The organism is Bacteroides sp. 4_1_36, from assembly GCF_003466325.1.
Classification (GTDB): Bacteria; Bacteroidota; Bacteroidia; order Bacteroidales; family Bacteroidaceae; genus Bacteroides; species Bacteroides uniformis.
The window spans coordinates 69,690-91,318 of sequence record NZ_QSOX01000010.1 but is presented as its reverse complement, the minus strand read 5'-3'; the positions used below and the strand labels follow the sequence as shown (position 1 = coordinate 91,318).

Here is a 21,629-nt window from a genome sequence, read left to right as displayed (position 1 = left end):
TGATCTTTTATGTTTGTTACTATTGCTATTCCAGTTTATAATGGAGAAAGTTATTTGAGAGATGCAATACAATCTGTAGTGAATCAGACTTTTCAAGATTGGGAGTTGTATCTTGTTAATGATGGAAGTACAGATGGCTCGTTAGCCATCATGCAGGAGTATGCTTTGCGTGATATTCGTATTAAAGTGATAGATGATGGACAAAATAAAGGTTTGGTTACTCGTTTGAATCAATCAATAGAGATAGCTGTTGGTAAGTATTATGCGCGAATGGATGCGGATGATATTATGTACATTACTCGTATTGAAGAACAAGTAAAATTTCTTGAATCTCATCCGGATGTAGATGTATTAGGTACTTCTATTATGATAATTGATAATAATAATAATATTATGGGGTCTGGTATGTGTAGTGGAAGAGTTAATAGCTTTATTCATCCTACGGTAATGGGTAAGTTAGAGTGGTTTAGAGCTAACCCATATTGTGAATGGGCATTAAGAGCTGAGGATATGGAATTATGGAGCAGAACAGCTTCTAAAAGTAAATTTTGGGCATTAAATAGGCCTTTATTATTTTATAGAGAGTTTGGCATACCAGTAGTAAGAAAATATATTCAAACACAAAAAACTTTACTTAGAATATATTTTCGTTATAAGAAGTATGAAAAGTCTTGTTTTTGGTTTATTAAAAATAGCATGTATACCATAATTAAGATTATAGTTTATATGGTATTTGCCTTATTTGGTAGAACAGATATACTCATTAGTAAAAGGCGTAGAATACCATTGGCAGAGACTACATGTTTATCTAAAGAAGATTTGATTAAATGTATTAGTAGTAAATAGACATATTAATATAGGAATATTAAATTTGATATTATATATACTTTAATAAAAGAATCAGTTATATATTAATTTGTTGCAAAATGCATTCCTTTTCTTTTCAACACAAATGGGGACGTATATTATTGTCGTGGATACAACACTACAATCATGAAAAATATTGAAAGTGTAGGGCTATTGTGACTAATCCTCAGAATAAGTCTAATTTATTACTGAAACCAAGGATTATTTTAAAATGAAGATAAAGCATATAAATGAAGAATAAAAAACTTTTTTATATTGTAACCACAATTCCTTCATCATTATACTTTTTTAAAGGGCAATTATCATATTTAAGTAATGATTTTGATATGGTTGCTATCTCATCTGATGAATGTGCTCTTGAAAAATTTGGTGATGAAGAAGGTGTTAGGACGTATTGTATTCCAATGAAAAGGCCGATTTCTCTTTTAAATGATTTTAAAAGTCTCATAAAGTTCCTCATTTTCTTCAGAAGAACAAAACCTGATATTGTTCATGGAAATACTCCTAAAGGGAGTTTCTTATCAATGACTGCTGCAAAACTAACAGGTGTATCTACCAGAATTTATATGTGTCATGGACTTCGATATCAAGGATGTAGTGGATTGATGCAGTCTCTATTAAAAATGATAGAGCGTATTTCTTGTTATTGTTCCACAACGGTTCTTTGTGTAAGTAATGGAGTGAAAACATCATTAATAGCAGATGGGATTTGTAAAGCTTCTAAATTGAAAGTTATAGGAAATGGGAGTGCCAATGGTATTGACCTTGAAAAGTTTAACCGGAAGAATGTTATTGTAGAGTGTCCTTTGACGAATATAGATGCGGGCAAGGACTTTACTTTTTGTTTTGTTGGCCGGATAGTGAAAGATAAGGGAGTGAATGAATTGATTATGGCATTTAAGAAACTGGCAGGTTTATATCATAATATAAATTTAGTGATGGTAGGAGCATTTGAAGATAGTGATAATCCTATAAAAATAATTACTAGAACTGAAATAGAAACACATCCTAATATTCATTATTATGGAAAACAAAAAGATGTCAGACCATTTATGTGTATGTCAGATGTTTTTGTTTTACCATCATATAGAGAGGGATTTGGTGTGGTTCTTATGGAAGCTGGTGCTTTGGATATTCCATGCATAACAACGGATATCAGTGGGTGTAATGAAATAATTCAGGATGGTGTGAATGGTCGGGTCATTCCCCCGCGTGATGAAAATATTTTGTATGAAACAATGAAGTGGTTCTATGATCATCGGAATGGTGAAGTGAAAGAGATGGCAAGACGCGCTCGTTCGATGATTATGGAACGTTATGAACAGCATAAGGTTTGGGAAGCATTCTTGAAAGAATACCGTTCTTTAAATAATAAATAAAGTTTGATTTCATATAACTAATCCTAGTCTAATGGTTACAAATTAAATAATATGATGACGGTTTGATACGAATCTTTGGATAAGTTTTTGATTAATAAAAGGTCATTTGTTTTTTTGGGGGGGATCTGATGAAAAGATAGAGTCTATTTTTTGAGAACTCTTAAATGAAATTGTTGTGGCTTTTCACGACCAAAGTTTAAAAAATATTTCTTTATAGGCATTTGAACCTATTTGGGGAGTTTATGATTCAAAAGACTATATTTTATACAATTGATTGGACTTCCACTTGTTACTGTGATCCTAAAGATGATTATTTATTGAACTTATATAATTTCAGAGATGGATTATCTGATAATTGGTGATAAAGATTTGTTGTTTGTAAGAAAAATCTCTTGCCTGATATTCCTGCTGTAAATTTTAATGTATTGGCTGTTTCATCAGGCTATTTTCCTTTTGTATTGTACGCCTTATTCCGCTAGGCGAGTTTCTCTAGTTAATTAATGCTATGGGGAAATATGGTTTTGATAGGACTGAGATTATTGCTTCCTCAAGACTTGTAGTAAGGGTGAAGTACATTGTCATGAAGTTAGACTATGATGTAAGCTAGGTTGATGGTAAAGTCGCAGGAATTTTGCTTTTATCGTCAAAACTTGTTTTAATGTACGATGAGTGCAGGTAATACAGTCTGTTATGAGAGTGACGGTAAATATCATAAACAATAAAGGCCCCCGTTGCTTTGATGTGGCTTCTATAGAAGGATATGTCAAAATTGGATACTAACAGTTTAATTAAAAAACAACTAAATGTAGGCTATGATGCCATTAAGGTGTTGTAGCTGTATGATGAGTGCTTACTAAAATAGAAGACGAAATGAAGAAATTACTATTTTTTGCTTTGTGCACTTTGCAAAGCTGTTATTTGCTTGCTCAAATTCCTTATTTTGCAGGCACTCCTAATAAAGATAAGTTGTATAGTTATACATCTTTAAAAGTGAGACCTGGGGAAAATATGCAAGAAACTTATACAACGTTTCAATATGGAATTGGTTCAGGTTTTGCTTCTGGTCTTGATTTATATACTGGTATAGGGGCTGCCTATATGGGGGCTTTATTACGTTATGGCTTGAAAATAGATAAGTATTTTAATATCGGAGGACAAGTTACTCCATCCTTTGATTTGAACAATAGTATGAAATTTTCATATGTAACTGCAGCTTTGTATATGAATGGTGCAATAACAAAAGATAACAGATTATTTTGGTGTGGCAATACTTGGTGGGGTATAAACAAAGATATTGCAAACACTATTTCACAATATGCATATTTAGGCTATTTATTTACAATAAAGAATGGGGATGCAATTACGCCAATGCTGGGGACAATTTATTCATGGAAATTTGACCAAGATGCAGATGTTGCTTTGGGCTTTTATTACACCCATAAAAGATGGAACTTTTATCTCTGGGGGAATGACTATCTAAAGAAAAATCCCCGTTTAGTGGCTGGTGTCGACTTCACATTCTAAATTTTAATAAATTCTACTAATGAACTTATTTGAAAAAATAGTTACTCATTTCCAAGGGATGAATGCTTTGGAGGGTGATGGTTCTGATTATCCCGTAATGCTTTGTATTTATCTTGGTGTATTTTTGTTTAGCTTTATTGCTAATCTGTTTTTGTTCGTTTCTAATCATGGGAATAGAATTGTTTGGTTGCCGGACCAACATAAGGTGATAAAGAGCAAGTTTAGTTATATGGCGATGTTGGCTTGTACCTTTACTGGTGTATATCTTGTTGGTAGTTTTCCTTCAGAACTTCAGAATACTTATGGTACATGGAATGCGGATTTGTTTTATACGCTAGGGCAAACCACCATAATGATAACAGCTGGAATATATAGTCTTGCCACTTTTAAAAGAAGGTCGAGTGTCATATTGAATTCGTTGTCTATTATTGTTGGTCTATCAACATCAATACCTATGGCTGCAACAACGATTATGCTTCCATTGGATATAGATAGCAATGTTATTCAGCTATCTGCTATTGTTACAATAATTGTAGCGTTTGTTGTGTTGGCAGCCTTGTCTGTAAAATATGACTTGCTTGTAAAATACTCTCGCATAAATATATATCTATTCATAATTACAACAATAGCTTTGTTTACAACCATTAATACCTATAGTACCGAAGGTGTTGATACAAGCAAGATTCTTCCATTTCAAGGAATGATTAGTGGAGAACCTTGGTTGGAATTGTTGACAAATCCTTATTGGTGGTATTTTGAGGCTACGGTTGTGTCTTGGGCTATTTTTTGTGGTCGCTTTGTAGCATATTGTAGTAATGGTTATTCTATCAGGAGTATTATAAAGTATGGTACAATTTCACTGATAGTGCTTACGGTTTTTTGGCACTTGGTATCGGCAGCAACAGGCTACACGTTGTCATTTTCTCGCGGTTGGGTAATTTATGTTTTAACTGCGCTTACAATGTTTGCTTTTGCTGTTACTTCACTTGATTCTGCATCAAAGACATTGCTGAATGATATCACTCGCATCTCACAAAGCAGGAACCTAAAGTATAAACCAAGTTTGTTCTTGAAATGTATTATGGTGAGCATTGGCTTGATAAATGTTATGATTCTTTATACCGGATCTTCGAAGCTGTTTACAATACTTTTCTGTTTGATTTTTATACCTTTCTTATCAAAGGCAATATTATATTCTATTAAGTTCGCCTTAGGAAAGGTTGACTTTAGTAAATCGGGTACTATTACGGAGGGCGAATATGTCAGAATCTGTGGCGAGGTACCTAAGGAAGAAGATATGGAAGAATTATCTAAGTTATAAATACATTCATAAACTATGAGAAAATTATTGGTTCTTGGTAGCGATTATGGCACTCTTGATATAGTGCATGAAGCAAAAAAACGGGGGATATATGTTATAGTGGCAGATTTGATGGAGACTTCCCCCACAAAAGAGGTTGCGGATGAGGTATGGCTAATTAGCACAACTGATACAGACCTTTTGGAACAGAAGTGTCGTGAGGTGGGGGTTACTGCTGTAATCACTGGGGCGAGTGATTTTAATATAGCAAGATCTCGTGAATTAGGGAAGCGTTTGAATTTTCCTCTTTACTGTGCGAGTGATAGAGCATGGGAAGTTGCGACAAACAAGTCTAAATTTAAGAAACTTTGTAAGAAAGTTGGAGCTCCAGTTGCAACGGATTATTATCTAACTGATGCCCTTACAGAGAATGAGCTTAAAGATGTGAAATATCCTGTAGTTGTGAAGCCTGTAGATAAGAGTGGCAATCGCGGTATGAGTTATTGCAAGAATCGTGAAGAACTTGTGGCTGCATATAAATACGCTCGCAGTATCTCAGACAATGCAACAATTATTGTTGAGCGAGAATTGCATGGTCCTGAGTTTGCTGTTAATTATGTGTTGGCAGATGGTGAAATATCATTATTATATTTTAGTTCTGAGCATAACCAGCCGGGGTATTTAGAGAATATGTATTCTATCATCTATACACAATCGGCAGACTTGAAAAAATATATTAATGAAGTTAATGACAGCGTAAAAAAAGTATTCAAAGAAGCTGGTTGTCGTGAAGGGGTTGCCTGGGTAGAAACTATTCTTGACGAGGATGGTCATTTTTATCTGCTGGAAATGGGATATCGTTTTGGTGGTGAAATGACTTATGTTCCTTATGAGAGGGTATCTGGTTTTAATACAATCAAATGGATGATTGATATTGCTCTTGGTATAAAGCATATCAAAGAGGATTTGCCTGAGGAGCTTAATACGGCTTATCGAGGTTGTGCATGCTCTTATTTTTTATTTTCTACCAAAGAGGGGTGCTTTGCCCCATTTCAAGGAATTGACATAGTTGAAAAGTTACCTAATGTCATGGTTGATTGCCCTAAGAGGAATGGTGGAATTACTCGTTGTTATGCATCAATGGGAATTATTCGTATTGCGGCAAAGGATGTTGATGAGTTGTGCGATACTATTTCTGTAATTAATGAAAATCTTAGAATAGAGGATGAAAATGGAGAGCCGATGTATGTTAAGTTTGATGATTTTGTTACAATTAAAGAACGGTACATTCGTGGCCTGAGTGAATTCGATAATAAATAGAATGTGTTATGTATAAACATTTTGGAAAGCGTGTAATAGATTTTATTTTTGCTCTAATAGTACTTATTATTCTCTTTATCCCATTATTGATTATTACTATTTGGCTACATTTTGCAAATAAGGGTGCAGGTGCTTTTTTCTTTCAAGAACGTCCAGGTAAGAACGAAAAAATATTCAAGATTTGCAAATTTAAATCAATGACAGACGAACTAGACAAGGATGGGAATCTTTTGCCAGATGCTCAACGCTTAACGAAAGTGGGGTACTTTGTGCGTATTACAAGTATTGATGAACTACCTCAATTGTGGAATGTACTGAAGGGTGATATGTCACTTATAGGTCCTCGTCCTCTGTTATCCCGTTATCTTGGATATTATACAGAACGCGAGCGTTTGCGCCATAGTGTAAGGCCGGGTATCACTGGTTGGGCACAAACTCATGGGCGTAATTGTGGTAAATGGGATAATACATTGGCTAATGATGTGTGGTATGTTGAAAATATGAGTATTGGACTTGACCTGAAAATCTTTTTCTTGACAATTAAAAAGGTGTTCATTAAAGAAGATATTGATGTTGCACCTTGTGGGGACTTCCTTGATGTGGAGCGTAGTCGTAATGGTAAACATCTTGATAAACAATAGATAGGGAAATGGTTAATTCAATAATTCAAGAACTTGGACAATATCAAGGCAATCAACTCTATATAAAGAGAGAGGATTTAATTCCTTTCTCTTTTGGAGGTAACAAAGCAAGAAAGGCAGCTCTTTTTTTTGAGGATTTTGATAAGGGGGGATATGATTGTATTGTTACTTATGGAAGTAGCTCTTCCAATCATTGTAGAGTGGTAGCCAATATTTGTGCGTCTCGCGGCGTTGATTGTCATATTGTTGGTCCCCAAGAAGTTTCTGATAAAACTGCAAATAGTTCTATGATGAATATATTTAAAGTAAATGTCACTATTGTACCTGTTAATAAAGTGTCCAAGACTATTGAAAATATTCTTAGTGAACTAAAATTGAAGGGTAAAAGGCCTTACTTTATTCCTGGAGGTGGGCATGGCAATATTGGTACTCAGGCTTTTGTAAATTGCTACAAGGAGATTAAAGATTATGATGTTGGTTTCGACTATGTCTTTTTGGCATCAGGAACAGGTACGACTCAAGCAGGGCTTGTGGCTGGAAAACTTATGTATAATGGGAAAGAAAAAATTGTTGGAATTAGCATAGCAAGAAAGAATCCAAGGGGTAGGCATATCGTATTGGATAGTATTAGTGAATATTTGACTGATAAAGCAATTTCATCAGAAGGTATTGAGGAAGCAACAAACTTTGTTGACGATTATATTGGAGGCGGTTATGCCAGGCAGGATGAGGCAGTAAATGCTGTTATTAAAAATACTTTAATCAGATACGGAATACCACTAGACTTTACTTATACTGGAAAAGCGTTTTATGGTATGAGCGAGTTTATTATCAAAAATAAAATTATAGGTAAGAAAATTTTATTCATTCATACAGGGGGAACACCTCTATTTTTTGATTCATTAAACATATTATGATAAAGTCAAACTTATATGAATATTCTTTTTACTTGTGCGGGTCGTCGTCGATACCTACTGAAATATTTTAAGGAGATAATTGGTGGTAGTGGAAAAATTGTTGCAACGGACATGCAATTGTCTGCTCCCGCTCTTACTGTTGCTGATGTGAAAGTTCAAGTTCCGCAAGTGTATGCGGAGGATTATATTCCTGCTATATTGCAGATTTGTAAGAAACAATTGATTGATATACTGATTCCACTTAATGACTTGGAGCTTCCCATTCTGGCTGAACGTAAGTCCGATTTTGAAGCGATTGGGGTTAAGGTGATAGTCAGTGAGCCAAGAGTGATTGATATTTGCTTTGACAAATATAAAACTGCTCAATTTATTGAAAGTCTTGGATTGAAGACACCTGAAACTTATGTTGATTATAATGAGGCTATAGCTGCTATTAAGGCAGGCCGATTGAATTTTCCATTGATTTTGAAGCCTCGTTGGGGGTCAGGTAGTATAGGTTTAGAGTTTGTTGACGATTTTGATGAACTTGAGATAGTGTATAAACTTAATCGTAAAAAGGTGATGAAATCGATACTTGCTACCGCTTCGGTAGATGATAATTTTATTCTGATTCAAGAAGTGATAAAAGGCCCTGAATATGGATTGGATATTGTAAACGATTTGGATGGTAAGTATCGTGGAGTATCTGTAAAACAGAAACTAGCTATGCGCAGTGGTGAAACAGATAAGGCTATCACGGTGGACAATGCTGATATTCGGGAGATTGGGGCCACTATAGGAAAAGCACTTGGGCATATTGGTAATCTTGATTGTGATGTGTTGGAACGTGATGGTGAATATTATGTTTTGGAATTAAATCCTCGATTCGGAGGAGGATACCCATTCTCGCAAGAAGCAGGTGTCAATATACCCAAAGCGATTGTTGCATGGGTAAAAGGAGAAGATGTAGATGATTCTATATTTTTCCCTTATTATGATGCCATGTTCTCAAAATGTGATATATTATTGAATGTAGGACAATTGCAAAATAAAACATAGGTGTAAGTTATAGTAAATTAAGCCTTATAGTGCAAGAGAATTTGTCTTTACCTCACTCATGACGGCAGGGAGTAACAATTTATTCAGTATGCCTATAAGTGTAATCAAGTGCGTGAGTTAATAATAATTTGCTTAATAGTAGCATAAGAAGAAACTCTTGGAGCAGAATTGGAAGAAGGGCTTAAGTTCGTAAGTAAAGATCGTTATGATTCCAAGATATAGAAAGTAGGTAAGCATGGTTTGGAACTGCCTAGTTGTAGCTTATTATTGCGCAATCAGTGCTGTGAAACTTTAAAGCAATTCTGTCCGGGATAATCTTGGGAAATTCATCAAGGTCGTTTTTTACGATTATTGAGATGCTTTTGTCTAATGCCTTAAAATATAGTTATGTTTTTATGCTGATGGTTAACAAATAAATAATTTTCATTGTCCAGTACTTTCACGAGTGCTATATCAAAGGGACTTTAAGAGTGAGTACTAACTTTGAGTTTGACGTCAAAGTCATCATTTATGCAATACTTGGGAAAGATTTATAAATTTCTTTCTTTTCTTTTTATTCCTCATTACGTGAGGAAATCAGATCATTAGAATAATCACATATATTTATGGATAAACGAATATATCTTTGCCTCGCTCACATGAGCGGCAAGGAAATAAGCTTCATACAAGAAGCCTTTGATACTAACTGGGTGGTTCCCCTCGGCCCAAATGTGAATGCCTTCGAGCAGGATTTGGAACGCTTCGTGGGACAGGATAAAAAGGTAGTGGCCTTGAGTGCAGGTACAGCAGCGGTACACCTGGCCCTGCTCGCTTGCGGAGTTGGTCAGGGTGACGAAGTGATAGTACAAAGCTTTACCTTTTGTGCCTCTTCCCATCCGGTGACCTACCTCGGTGCTACTCCGGTATTCGTGGATTCTGAGGCTGATACATGGAACATGGACCCGGTTCTTCTGGAGCAGGCTATCAGGGACCGTATCGACAAGACCGGTCGGAAGCCCAAAGCGATTGTTCCGGTGGCTTTGTATGGGATGCCCTACAAGATAGACCAAATCATGTCGGTGGCAGATAAATATGATATTCCGGTCATAGAGGATGCCGCCGAAGGCTTTGGAAGCAAGTTTGACGGGCAAGTCCTCGGAACTTTTGGCAAATACGGCGTGCTTTCCTTCAATGGCAACAAGATGATAACCACCAGCGGTGGCGGTGCTTTGATTTGCCCTGATGAGGAGTCTAAGAAAGAGATTATGTTCTATGCTACCCAGGCCCGTGAGTCCTATCCTTACTACCAGCATGAACGTATAGGCTATAACTATAGGATGAGTAACATTTGTGCAGGTATCGGCCGCGGCCAGATGACGGTGGTGGATGAGCATATAGCGCACCATAAACATCTGTGCGGTCTGTATCGTAAGTTGTTGGCCGATGTGGAGGGAATCACGCTTCATGAGAATCCTTCCGGACGTTATGACAGCAATTATTGGCTGAACACGGTACTGCTTGACGGGAATCTGCATGTGAGAGGTGAGGAGGATGCCTACCGTGAGACAGTAAAAGGCGCCGTAGGTGGTGCCGCCGGTGTTACGCATGAGTCAGTGAGTGCCCATACTTCTTGTGAGCCTAACCGTAATGTAGAGGCCATGCGTGTTTGCTTGGATAAAGCCGGTATCGAGAGCCGTCCCTTATGGAAGCCCATGCATCTCCAGCCGGTTTATGCGGCTAATCCTGCCTATGTGAATGGTGTCAGTGAGGACTTGTTCAAACGTGGTCTTTGCTTGCCGAGTGGTCCTTATGTGACGGATGAGGATGTGAGATACATAGTGAATGAAATGAAGGAGAGTATACTATGAAACTACATAGTATCAATTTTTTATGAACTAATTTCAGAAAACAGCTTCAGTGGGGCTGTTTTCTTTGTTTATAGGCATATTTGAGATAGTTACCGAGAAGTCTTCCCTGACTTCGGGGGATGTCCATAATGTGATCCTCTGTGATAGAGAGTCATAGTTGTGTGTTGCCACTCTTACTTGAATAACCGTTCTTTGGTGGTGAATAATAACCAATAAACGTTTATCAATTATGGCAGTAGTAGCTTATTTAAGAGTAAGTACAGAAAAACAGTTTTTAGAGAATCAGCGCGAGGAAATTATACGCTTCGCGGAGAAGAATGGTTTGAGTATCGACAGATGGTACATGGAGACGGTCAGCGGAAAAGTGAGTAGCAAAGAGCGTAAACTGGCGGGCTTGTTGGACCGGATGAAACCGGGAGACTCCTTGATTATAACGGAGATTTCACGGCTTAGCCGGACACTGCTGGAGATAATGACCATTCTTAACTCCTGCATCAAAAGGGGAGTGGTGCTGTACAGTACCAAAGAGGGGTATGTGTTCCAGAATGACATCAACAGCAAAGTGCTGGGTTTTGCTTTTGGACTGATGGCCGAGATAGAGCGTAATCTGATTTCCATGCGCACCAAAGAAGCACTGGAACGACGGAGGAAGGAGGGAAAACATCTGGGCAGGAAGAAAGGAGACACACCCAAAATGAAGATACTCTATGCGAACAAGAGGAAGCTTGTAAGGGAGCACCAAAGAGGAGAGTCGTGTGCCGAACTTGCCCGGCAGATGGGAGTGTCACGGACTACGATGTTCCGTTTTCTGAGACGTTATTGAGCAATTCGGCTAAACGAAGGTGTCAAAGGTGGGATTCCTTTTGACACGCTTCGTGTGGGCTACTTATTCGGCCGATACTTCTTTCTCTTTCTTTTCCTTCCACTCTTTCCCGCGCTTGTGCAGGTTTTTCAGCTCGAATGACAGCATGATACGGAAGAAGCCTATAATCAGGAATGCAAACGAAATCATGTACACGGCGTAAAGGGCGCCTACTGCCGGTTGCCACAAGATGATGAGCGAGCAGATGACGGCAAGAATACCGAAAGCAACATACCATCCCCAGTCTCTTGTTCCGTATCTTTTGAGGTCCATGGCATAGCCTACGGATGAGAAGCCGCGGAACATCAGCCAGAAGGCGATGATGAATGGAATGACTTCCATGCTGAGCATCGGGTAGGCTATTAGGTAGAATCCCAGAATCATGTCGATGATGCCTCCAGCCAGATACCATCCCCAACTGGATACCCTTCTACGGTTACTTACTGCAAAGGATATTTCCAGCAGACCGCTGAACAACATGGAGACGCTGAACAGAATGCTCAATACCGCATACCCGCTGAGAGGGGAGAACATCAGGCTTATAGCCACTATTACATAAAGAATACCAAGAATGAGTGAAATCCACCAATTCTTTACTTCCTGCTGAAGTTCGTCAAAAATAGTTTTCATGTGAATTTAATTTTTTAAGTGATTATCATTAATTCGTCTGTAGAATAACAGTTTATCCGGAAAAAAGTTTCGGGTGAACTTTTTCTGTATGTAATTTGTTATGTATACATATAATTTGATAAAACTATGGCTACAACAAAATTTAAAGGACAACCGGTAAAGGTTATCGGTGAATTTATAAAGGTGGGCTCTGTTGCCCCCGATTTCGAATTGGTAAAAACAGATTTGTCTTCATTCTCTTTGAAGGAACTGAACGGGAAGAATGTTATTTTGAATATTTTCCCCAGCCTTGACACTGGTGTGTGCGCTACTTCTGTACGTAAGTTCAACAAACTGGCTGCCGGCCTGCCCGATACGGTAGTGTTGGCAATCTCCAAGGATTTACCTTTTGCACATGCACGTTTCTGTACAACGGAGGGTATTGAGAATGTGATTCCTTTGTCTGATTTCCGTTTCTCCGATTTTGATGAAAACTACGGGGTACGCATGGCCGACGGACCGCTTGCAGGTCTATTGGCGCGTTCGGTAGTGGTTATCGGTAAGGATGGTAAGATTGCCTATACGGAATTGGTACCTGAAATTACGCAAGAACCAGATTATGATAAAGCTATTGCAGCTGTAAAGTAGAAAGTTTGGATTTGGGATAAACAATAAAAAGCGGTGGACAGAATTTATCATGCTGTCCACCGCTTTTTTATTATCATGCCGTTTTCTTTTTTATTTCTTCTTCATGCCTTTATAGATGAAGAATGCCACGATGAGTACACCGATGCCGATAAATACATAACCTATCTCATGGCTGTATTCCGTTACTTTGGCAAGCAGCTGTTCCTCGTTCTCGATGCCGGGTACTGTGGACAAGTAATATCCGATGAAAGCCAGGATGGAATTCCAAAGGCCCGCACCCAGGGTAGTGTACAGCAAGAAAGTTCCCAGTTTCATGCGTGCCAGACCGGCAGGGATGGATATCAACTGGCGTACGGCAGGTATCAGGCGGCCGACAAAGGTTGATACGGCTCCATGCTTGTCAAAATATTCTTCCGCATGCTGCACTTTGGCTTCGTCGATGAGGCACATGTGCCCGAAACGGCTGTTGGCAAACTTGTAAATGATGGGGCGTCCCAGCCATTTTGCCAGATAGTAGTTTATCAAGGCTCCGATATTTGCCCCTATGGTTGCAAACAATACCACCAGATATATATTCATGTTGTCATTGTTGGCGGCTTTCCAAGCGGCAGGAGGGACTACAACTTCCGAAGGGAAGGGGATAAACGAACTTTCAATGGCCATCAATAAAGTGATGGTCCAGTAATTGAGGTGGTCGAGACACCATTGGATAAAGGCTACTGATTCCATTTGCTAGATTAGTGGTATATAATTACTGTTATTGTAATGCATTGAAAATATTCTTCATCACTAGGGCCAGCTCTTCCTGGTTATCTTCTTGTAGTATCTGTTGCAATTTGTCCAACTCTTCCAGCCTGAACGGATGTTCGCACAGCTGGTTGTACTTCATGAAGTTCTCCTTGTCTTTGAGCAGCATATACAGAGAGGTCAGCCTTTCGTTGATACCTTCAAAGTCCGGCTCCATCTCTTTGACATGTTCAAAGGCCAGCTTGGCATAGCTCAGTTGTCCTATTTCCATGCTACACATGCCTATTTCGTGCCAGGTATCCGCATAGGGGGCATACTCTAAGGCTTTGGCCCATCTCTTCACACCTTTCTCATACTCACCTTCTTCCATGTAGATGCGTCCCTCAATCAGGTACGGGTCTATCTCTTCGGGTGCCAGGTCGTATGCTTTTTTACAATACTGGTGTGCTTTGCGTTTCTTTCCCATCTTGTGCAGGCATAGGGCTGCATTGGCATAAAGAGAAGGCAAGGCGAAGTCATGGCTGTCTTCGGCCGTTATGGCTTTTTCCAGATAGTCGTATCCTTCTTTCCACTCTCCTTTGGAGGTTTTGTTCAGGCCGATGAAGGTGTTGATGAAACCGTGGGAGACGAGATGGAACTTTTCGGCTTGCAGGTAGTTCTCCATGGCACTTTCCTCATTTCCCAATTGGAAGAAGGAATGTCCTTTCATCAGGTAGGCATCGGCAAACTCGTCATCGGCCACCGTGGCATAGTCGCATGCTTCGATTGCTTTGTCGAACATCTGCTGGTCAAAGTAGCAACGGGCCAGTCCAAACCAGTAAGGAGCCGAATACGGATTCTTGTCAATCAGCTTATTGAAGAAGAAGGTGGCTTTTTCAAACAGTCCCTGGGCATAGTAACAATCGCCGGTGACGGCAAGGTAGGCTTCTTCTTCGGCATATTTTTCGAGTCCGCGCGTCAGCCATGTCAATGCTTTTTCCGGGAATCCCATGTCGATGTACATATAGGATACATCAACGATATTGGCCAGGTCGTCCTTATCGTCTATGCTGTCGAGTATCGCTTCCGCTTCTTCTTCTTTGCCTTCGCCCAACAGTAGGTTGGCTTTCAGCACTTTCACTTCGGAAGATTCTTCGGCAATCCGTTCCAATATATCTTTGGCTTGCTCTTTATGCTGGGTGTCGAGGAACAAGTATGCCTGTTCCACCAGCAGAGCCGTATTATCCGGATGTATTCCCAAGCCATACTCTACGACCTCGGTAGCCATGGCATATTTATGATGCACGGCATACCAGTCTGCGAGGTCGGCTAAGTCGTCTGCGTCTAGATAGATGGTTCTGTTCTCTGCTTTGGCAGCTTCATATTGTTCTGCCATTTCTTGCAGTTCTTTGTCTCTTCCGGACAGCAGGTTTTTTTTACTCATATTCTTATTTATTGATTTTACCCCAAACGTCTTTCAGACCTACAGTACGGTTGAATACCATTTTTTCTGGCGTAGAATCTTTGTCAACATTAAAATAACCGATACGTTGGAACTGCAGGTAGGAGAGGGGCTGCATGCCGGCAGCGTACTTCTCGATGTAGCAGCAGGGCAGCACATTCAGGGAGTCGGGGTTGATCATCTCTTTCATGGCTGTCAGTGCGTCGCAGTTCTTCGCTTCGCGGATGGCGGCAAGCTCGTCGCGCGGGTTCTCCACTTTCCACAGACGGTCGTAGAGACGTACTTCTGCTTCGAGGCAGTGGGCACAACTTACCCAGTGGATGGTGCCTTTCACCTTACGGTTGGCTCCGGGCAGACCGCTCTTGGTATCGGGGTCGTATTCGCAATATACTTCGGTGATTTCACCGGCATCGTTCTTCTTGCAGCCGGTACACTTCACGATGTACGCGTTCTTCAGACGTACCTCTTGTCCCGGTGTCATGCGGAAATATTTCTTCGGAGCATCTTCCATGAAGTCGTCGCGCTCCATCCAAAGTTCGCGGCTGAATTCGATGACGTGGTTGCCTTCTTCGGGATGTTCGGGGTTGTTGACGGCTTCCATCTCTTCCACTTGCCCTTCGGGATAGTTGGTGATGATAAGCTTCACCGGATTCAGTACGGCAGATACGCGGGTGGCGCGGTCGTTCAAGTCCTCGCGCACGGCGCTTTCCAGCAGGGCGAATTCATTGAGCGCATCGTAGGTTGTATATCCTATTTTGTCGATGAACTTATGAATGGACTCCGGAGAGTATCCCCTACGGCGGAAACCGCAGATGGTCGGCATGCGGGGGTCGTCCCAACCGTTTACCAGACCTTCCTTGACCAGAGTCAGCAGGTTGCGCTTGCTCATCAGCGTATAGCTGAGGTTCAGTTTGTTGAACTCATACTGATGGGGGCGGTTATCGTCGAGGTCTTTGCCTTCCTTCACCCAGTCCACGAAGAGATCGTAGAGTGGACGGTGGGGCACAAACTCCAGTGTGCAGAGCGAGTGTGTCACGCCTTCGAAGAAGTCGCTTTGCCCGTGGGCGAAGTCGTACATCGGATAAGCCTTCCAAGTGGTGCCCGTGCGATGGTGCGGATGCTTCACTACACGGTAGATGATAGGGTCGCGGAAGTGCATGTTGGGGCTTGCCATGTCTATCTTGGCACGGAGCACCATGGCACCTTCCTCAATCTCGCCGCTGTTCATCTTCTGGAACAAATCCAGTGTTTCTTCGATAGGACGGTTGCGGTAGGGACTTTCCACACCGGGCTGGGTGGGAGTTCCTTTCTGGGCGGCAATCTGCTCGGAAGTCTGTTCGTCGATGTATGCCTTGCCCTCTTTGATGAGGCGGATAGCGAAGTCCCACAATTGCTGGAAATAGTCGGAAGCGTAATATTCGTTACCCCATTTGTAGCCCAGCCACTGGATGTCTTCCTTGATGGCTTCTACATATTCCACATCTTCTTTGGTGGGATTGGTGTCATCGAAACGCAGGTTGCAGACACCGCCGTGTGCGGCGGCAATACCGAAATCAAGGCAGATGGCCTTGGCGTGTCCGATGTGGAGGTAACCGTTTGGTTCGGGCGGGAAGCGTGTCTGTACTTTTCCCCCGTTTTTACCCTCTTTCAAATCGTTTTCTACTATTTGCTCAATGAAGTTCAAGCTCTTTTTTTCGCTTGTTTCTTCGCTCTTTATTTCTGCCATAATGTTACTATTTTCGTATCGTGGGGACAAAGATAGGGTAAAAAAATGAAGAATGAAGAATGAAGAATGAAGATTTATTCTTTATGTACCGGGATATATCCGCTCTCTTTGATGATTTTCTGTCCTGCGGCAGACAAGATGAAATCGAGCAGAGGGGCTACGACCGAGGCGTTTTTTCGGTTATAATAATAGTATAGCGGGCGTACTATCGGATAAGTCTTATTGATGGCATTCTCCAGCGTGGGAGCGGCATAATGCTGCCCGTCGTATGAAACGGCGAGTGTCTTGATACGCGGTGATACATAGGCTAGACCCACATATCCGATGGCTCCGCGAGTTTGGCTGACGGATTGGATAATGGCTCCCGTGGCAGGCATGGAGAGACTGCTGCTCATGTAGTTCTTGTTTTTCAGTACGCTTTCCTTGAAGAACTCGTAGGTACCGGAGGAAGTCTCGCGGGAGTAGACTACGATTTTGCGGTCGTCTCCGCCCACTTGCTGCCAGTTGGTGACTTTGCCCCGGAAGATATCTTCCAGTTGTTGGCGGGTCAGTTGTTTCACTGGGTTGGAGGGGTGGACCACTACGGCAAGGGCATCGTAGGCGATGGGAACTTCTGCCAAGTCTTCTCCGGCGGCTTTGGCCTTCATCTTTTCGCTGAACTTGATGGCGCGGGAAGCCATGGCGATGTCCGTGGTCTGGTCCAGCAGGGCTGAAATACCGACACCGGTTCCGCCGCCGGTCACGGTGACACGGGCAGAGGGGTTTAGGGTCATAAAGCGTTCGGCGGTCTGCTGCGCTATGGGGAGCACGGTGTCGCTGCCTTTGATGCGTTGCGCCTGCATGCCAGTGGTGGCAGCTGCCAGGGCGAGGAGTAGGAGTAATTTTCTTGTCTTCATAAAACACATGGTGCAAATAGGGTAAACACATGATGCAAATTAAGGTAATGGATATTACAAATGTGTTACATGGAATGTGCTTTGAGTCGTTGTAATAGTTTTGTAACACCTTTGAAACATTTCTTTCAAACGTTAGTCACACTGCCTTAACATCCGGCCCGTTCCTTTGCATACAGAAATCAATAGGCAACATGAAAAAGATTTTTGAGAAGATTGTAGAAGGTATACTGGCTTGTAGCGGCTTTGTGACGAGTCTTACCATCGTACTTATCGTCGTGTTCCTCTTTTCCGAAGCGCTGGGCTTGTTCAGCAGCAAGGTGATAGAAGAAGGGTATGTATTGGCCTTGAATAAGGAGAACCGGGTGAGCGAACTGACTCCGGCACAGATAAAGGATGTCTTTGATGAAGAGCTGACAAACTGGAACGAAGTGGGGGGGGAGGACCTTCCTATCCGCCTTTTCCGTTTGGAGGACATCACACAGTATTATACGGAAGAGCAGTTGGGCGCTTCCTATGAAAATGCAGGTGCTTGCATTACGGAGCTGGTGGAGCGTACGCCTGGCATTATAGCCTTCGTACCGCAGCAGTTCGTCGTTCGTCCGGACTCGGTGCATCTGCTGAAAGACAACACCATCTCGGTGAAGGACGTCTTTGCCGGTGCTGAATGGTTTCCCACGGCAACACCTGCTGCGCAGTTCGGCTTTTTGCCGCTCATTACGGGGACGTTGTGGGTCAGTCTGTTTGCCATCCTTTTTGCACTGCCGTTTGGTCTGTCGGTGGCAATCTATATGTCGGAGGTAGCCAATTCCCGGGTAAGGAATCTGCTGAAACCTATCATTGAGTTGCTGAGTGGCATACCGTCGGTGGTTTACGGCTTTTTCGGTTTGATTGTCATTGTACCTTTTTTGCAGCAGGTCTTCGACTTGCCGGTCGGTGAGAGCGGGCTGGCGGGCAGTATTGTGCTTGCCATTATGGCGCTGCCCACCATCATTACGGTGACGGAAGATGCGATGAGAAACTGCCCTCGTGCTATGCGTGAAGCCAGTCTGGCACTGGGAGCGTCGCAATGGCAGACTATATATAAGGTAGTGATTCCTTACTCCATTTCGGGCATCACCTCCGGAGTGGTGTTGGGCATCGGCCGTGCGGTGGGCGAGACGATGGCTGTGCTGATGGTGACGGGCAACGCCGCCGTCATTCCCCATACCATCCTGGAACCGCTGCGCACCATTCCGGCAACGATTGCCGCCGAACTAGGTGAAGCGCCTGCCGGCGGACCTCATTACGAAGCATTGTTCTTGCTGGGTGTCGTGCTGTTCTTCATCAGTTTATTGATAAACTTCACGGTGGAAGCAGTTTCGCCAAGACGAAAATAAAAGAAGGTAGATATGGTCAATAGAAAGCATCTTTCGCAAAACGTGGCATTCGGCTTGTTCCGTCTGTTGAGCCTAAGTGTGGTGGGGATTCTTTTTGCAATCCTCGGCTTCATTATATATAAAGGTATAGGAGTCATCGATTGGGAGTTCCTCACTACGGCTCCTACCAACGGTATGACTGCCGGCGGAATCCTTCCTGCCATTGTAGGTACGTTCTGCTTGATGGCGGGCAGTGCTTTATTTGCCTTTCCGGTGGGAGTGATGAGCGGTATTTATATGAATGAGTATGTGCCGAAAGGCTGGGTGGTACGCTTCATACGGATGATGACGAATAATCTGAGCGGCATCCCTTCTATCGTGTTCGGTCTGTTTGGCATGGCGCTGTTTGTCAACTATATGGATTTTGGAGACAGCATCCTGGCAGGTTCGTTGACGCTGGGTCTGCTAAGTCTGCCTTTGGTTATCCGCACCACGGAAGAAGCGCTGAAAGCCATCCCCGACAGCATGCGTGAGGGAAGCCGCGCGTTGGGAGCTACCAAGCTTCAGACCATCTGGCATGTCATCCTGCCGATGGGGATACCCAATATCATCACCGGACTGATTCTGGCGCTGGGGCGTGTTTCGGGCGAGACGGCACCCATCCTTTTCACCTGTGCCGCCTACTTCCTGCCACAGCTGCCTACAAGTATCTTCGACCAGTGCATGGCGCTTCCTTATCACCTCTACGTCATCTCTACCAGCGGCACCGATATGGAAGCGCAGCTTCCCATTGCCTACGGCACGGCACTGGTGCTGATACTCATTATCCTCCTGGTGAACCTGCTGGCGAACGCCCTGCGGAAATACTTTGAGAAGAAGATTAAGACGAATTGAAAACATATACAATAGGTATGAAGAACAAGATAGAAACCCTTGACGTGAACTTCTGGTATGGCGATTTCCATGCCCTGAAAGGCATCAGCATGGACATTGAGGAGAAGTCTGTGATAGCCTTCATCGGTCCCTCGGGCTGTGGAAAGTCTACCTTCCTGCGCCTGCTGAACCGCATGAACGATTTGATTCCCGACACCCGTCTGACTGGCGAGATACGCATTGACGGACAAGACATCTATGGAAAAGGAGTGCAAGTGGATGAACTCCGCAAGAACGTGGGCATGGTGTTCCAGCGCCCCAATCCTTTCCCAAAAAGCATCTTCGAGAACGTTGCCTACGGACTCCGTGTGAATGGCATCACCGATAACGCCTTCATCCGTCAGCGGGTGGAAGAAACCCTGAAAGGCGCCGCTCTTTGGGACGAGGTGAAGGACAAGCTGAAAGTCTCTGCCTACGCCCTCTCCGGCGGTCAGCAGCAACGTCTCTGCATAGCCCGTGCCATGGCGGTGTCTCCTTCAGTCCTGCTGATGGATGAGCCGGCATCCGCCCTCGACCCCATCTCCACTGCCAAGGTGGAAGAGCTTATCCACGAGTTGAAGAAGCAGTACACTATCGTCATCGTCACCCACAACATGCAACAGGCAGCGCGTGTCAGTGATAATACGGCTTTCTTCTATATGGGGCAGATGGTGGAGTTTGGAGATACCCGGAAGATATTTACGAATCCCGATAAGGTGGAGACGCAGAACTACATCACGGGACGCTTCGGGTAGCGGATTGTTCCATACAAGCAAAAATAAGTTGTACAAAAGTAATCTTAAAATAGAAACATTATGGTGAAGTTTATCGAATCTGAACTCGTCTTGCTGAAAAAGGAAATAGACGAAATGTGGACCCTGGTATATAATCAGCTCGACCGTGCAGGTGATGCCGTGCTTACGCTGGACCGGGAACTGGCCCAGCAGGTATTGGTGCGCGAACGTCGCGTCAATGCTTTCGAACTGAAAATAGACAGCGACGTGGAGGACATCATTGCCCTTTACAACCCCGTTGCCATCGACCTGCGCTTTGTGCTTGCCATGCTCAAAATCAATACGAACCTGGAGCGTCTGGGCGACTTTGCAGAAGGCATCGCCCGCTTTGCCCTCAACTGCCACGAACCGGCATTGGACACTGAGCTGGTCAAGCAACTCCGTCTCGAAGAGATGATAGCCCAGGTGCTCTCCATGCTCGAGCTTGCCAAGCAGGCACTTCAGGAGGAGAGCCAAGAATTGGCTACCGCTGTGTTTGCAAAGGACAATATGCTGGACGAAATCAATGCGGAGGCCACTGCCATTCTTGCCGACTACATCAGCCGGCATCCGGAGAGTGCACTCTCTTGTCTGAACCTGGTGAGCGTGTTCCGCAAGTTGGAGCGCTCCGGCGACCACATCACGAATATTGCCGAAGAAATAGTGTTCTTTATCGACGCAAAAGTGTTAAAACATAGCGGGCAGACAGACGAACACTACTTAAATGATAAGAAATAAACAAAATTTTAGGATAATTTCAGTGTTTCATGGAAAATAGCCTTATATTTGTCCATTGAAAACGATTGCAGGTGTAGAAAAATGCTTTG

General features: G+C 42.7%; 20 protein-coding genes. 15 read left to right on the top strand and 5 right to left on the bottom strand.

Translation table 11 applies throughout. The annotated features are described in order from the left end of the window. Window positions 1-9: 9 nt before the first annotated feature. From DXD65_RS11315 to DXD65_RS11265, 10 genes are all read left to right on the top strand, one after another. Entirely contained in the window at window positions 10-846 is an 837-nt protein-coding gene (locus DXD65_RS11315; RefSeq protein WP_057282078.1) for a glycosyltransferase family 2 protein, read from the top strand. 251 nt (window positions 847-1,097) lie between these two features. Next, the gene (locus DXD65_RS11305) at window positions 1,098-2,246 is read left to right on the top strand and encodes a glycosyltransferase family 4 protein (RefSeq protein WP_057253781.1); all 1,149 of its coding nucleotides are present in this window, start codon (window positions 1,098-1,100) and stop codon (window positions 2,244-2,246) included. Window positions 2,247-3,116: 870 nt separating this feature from the next. After that, window positions 3,117-3,770 carry a hypothetical protein gene (locus DXD65_RS11300; RefSeq protein ID WP_057253077.1) on the top strand — a complete coding sequence of 218 codons (654 nt, stop codon included), beginning with the start codon at window positions 3,117-3,119 and terminating at the stop codon, window positions 3,768-3,770. 19 nt (window positions 3,771-3,789) lie between these two features. Further along, a complete protein-coding gene (locus DXD65_RS11295; protein WP_057253075.1) occupies window positions 3,790-5,091 on the top strand; it encodes a BCCT family transporter in 1,302 nt (433 codons plus the stop codon). A gap of 15 nt (window positions 5,092-5,106) precedes the next feature. After that, on the top strand, window positions 5,107-6,390 hold the full coding sequence (locus DXD65_RS11290) for an acetyl-CoA carboxylase biotin carboxylase subunit family protein (protein ID WP_057253073.1): 1,284 nt from the start codon (window positions 5,107-5,109) through the stop codon (window positions 6,388-6,390). An 8-nt stretch (window positions 6,391-6,398) separates the two neighbouring features. After that, on the top strand, window positions 6,399-7,031 hold the full coding sequence (locus DXD65_RS11285) for a sugar transferase (protein WP_064774949.1): 633 nt from the start codon (window positions 6,399-6,401) through the stop codon (window positions 7,029-7,031). 8 nt (window positions 7,032-7,039) lie between these two features. Then, entirely contained in the window at window positions 7,040-7,948 is a 909-nt protein-coding gene (locus DXD65_RS11280) for a 1-aminocyclopropane-1-carboxylate deaminase/D-cysteine desulfhydrase (RefSeq protein ID WP_117887644.1), read from the top strand. A 15-nt stretch (window positions 7,949-7,963) separates the two neighbouring features. Continuing rightward, window positions 7,964-8,986, top strand: coding sequence for an ATP-grasp domain-containing protein (locus DXD65_RS11275; protein ID WP_057253070.1), 1,023 nt, complete (start codon window positions 7,964-7,966; stop codon window positions 8,984-8,986). 605 nt (window positions 8,987-9,591) lie between these two features. Further along, window positions 9,592-10,833 carry a DegT/DnrJ/EryC1/StrS family aminotransferase gene (locus tag DXD65_RS11270; RefSeq protein ID WP_117887643.1) on the top strand — a complete coding sequence of 414 codons (1,242 nt, stop codon included), beginning with the start codon at window positions 9,592-9,594 and terminating at the stop codon, window positions 10,831-10,833. Between the two features lie 229 nt (window positions 10,834-11,062). Next, window positions 11,063-11,656: a master DNA invertase Mpi family serine-type recombinase gene (locus DXD65_RS11265; RefSeq protein WP_005831322.1), complete on the top strand. Its 594-nt coding sequence runs from the start codon at window positions 11,063-11,065 to the stop codon at window positions 11,654-11,656. A 63-nt stretch (window positions 11,657-11,719) separates the two neighbouring features. Here the strand turns inward: DXD65_RS11265 and DXD65_RS11260 are convergent, their stop codons facing one another. Then, window positions 11,720-12,325, bottom strand: a complete 606-nt coding sequence (locus tag DXD65_RS11260) for an HdeD family acid-resistance protein (RefSeq protein WP_044468654.1) — start codon at window positions 12,323-12,325, stop codon at window positions 11,720-11,722. Window positions 12,326-12,451: 126 nt separating this feature from the next. Between DXD65_RS11260 and tpx the strand changes: the two genes are divergently transcribed. Next, window positions 12,452-12,952: a thiol peroxidase gene (gene tpx / locus DXD65_RS11255; protein ID WP_005831317.1), complete on the top strand. Its 501-nt coding sequence runs from the start codon at window positions 12,452-12,454 to the stop codon at window positions 12,950-12,952. 90 nt (window positions 12,953-13,042) lie between these two features. Here tpx and DXD65_RS11250 read toward each other — a convergent pair whose 3' ends face one another. The 4 genes from DXD65_RS11250 to DXD65_RS11235 form a co-directional block, all read right to left on the bottom strand. Continuing rightward, window positions 13,043-13,681 carry a DedA family protein gene (locus DXD65_RS11250; protein ID WP_005831315.1) on the bottom strand — a complete coding sequence of 213 codons (639 nt, stop codon included), beginning with the start codon at window positions 13,679-13,681 and terminating at the stop codon, window positions 13,043-13,045. A gap of 28 nt (window positions 13,682-13,709) precedes the next feature. Next, complete coding sequence (locus DXD65_RS11245) at window positions 13,710-15,122, bottom strand: tetratricopeptide repeat protein (protein WP_005831314.1); 1,413 nt, start codon at window positions 15,120-15,122, stop codon at window positions 13,710-13,712. Between the two features lie 4 nt (window positions 15,123-15,126). Next, window positions 15,127-16,866, bottom strand: coding sequence for a glutamine--tRNA ligase/YqeY domain fusion protein (locus DXD65_RS11240; protein WP_005832304.1), 1,740 nt, complete (start codon window positions 16,864-16,866; stop codon window positions 15,127-15,129). A gap of 74 nt (window positions 16,867-16,940) precedes the next feature. Continuing rightward, entirely contained in the window at window positions 16,941-17,762 is an 822-nt protein-coding gene (locus tag DXD65_RS11235; protein ID WP_035448809.1) for a PstS family phosphate ABC transporter substrate-binding protein, read from the bottom strand. A 191-nt stretch (window positions 17,763-17,953) separates the two neighbouring features. Here DXD65_RS11235 and pstC point away from each other — a divergent pair, with 191 nt between their 5' ends. From pstC to phoU, 4 genes are read left to right on the top strand one after another with little or no spacing between them, the layout of a single operon-like run. Beyond that, window positions 17,954-19,138 carry a phosphate ABC transporter permease subunit PstC gene (gene pstC, locus DXD65_RS11230; protein WP_035448808.1) on the top strand — a complete coding sequence of 395 codons (1,185 nt, stop codon included), beginning with the start codon at window positions 17,954-17,956 and terminating at the stop codon, window positions 19,136-19,138. A gap of 12 nt (window positions 19,139-19,150) precedes the next feature. Continuing rightward, window positions 19,151-20,011: a phosphate ABC transporter permease PstA gene (gene pstA, locus DXD65_RS11225; RefSeq protein ID WP_117887642.1), complete on the top strand. Its 861-nt coding sequence runs from the start codon at window positions 19,151-19,153 to the stop codon at window positions 20,009-20,011. 17 nt (window positions 20,012-20,028) lie between these two features. After that, window positions 20,029-20,784 carry a phosphate ABC transporter ATP-binding protein PstB gene (gene pstB / locus DXD65_RS11220; protein WP_005831304.1) on the top strand — a complete coding sequence of 252 codons (756 nt, stop codon included), beginning with the start codon at window positions 20,029-20,031 and terminating at the stop codon, window positions 20,782-20,784. A 60-nt stretch (window positions 20,785-20,844) separates the two neighbouring features. Beyond that, window positions 20,845-21,540 (top strand): phosphate signaling complex protein PhoU, encoded by a 696-nt coding sequence (phoU, locus tag DXD65_RS11215; protein WP_005831301.1) that lies wholly within the window; start codon window positions 20,845-20,847, stop codon window positions 21,538-21,540. Window positions 21,541-21,629: the final 89 nt, after the last annotated feature.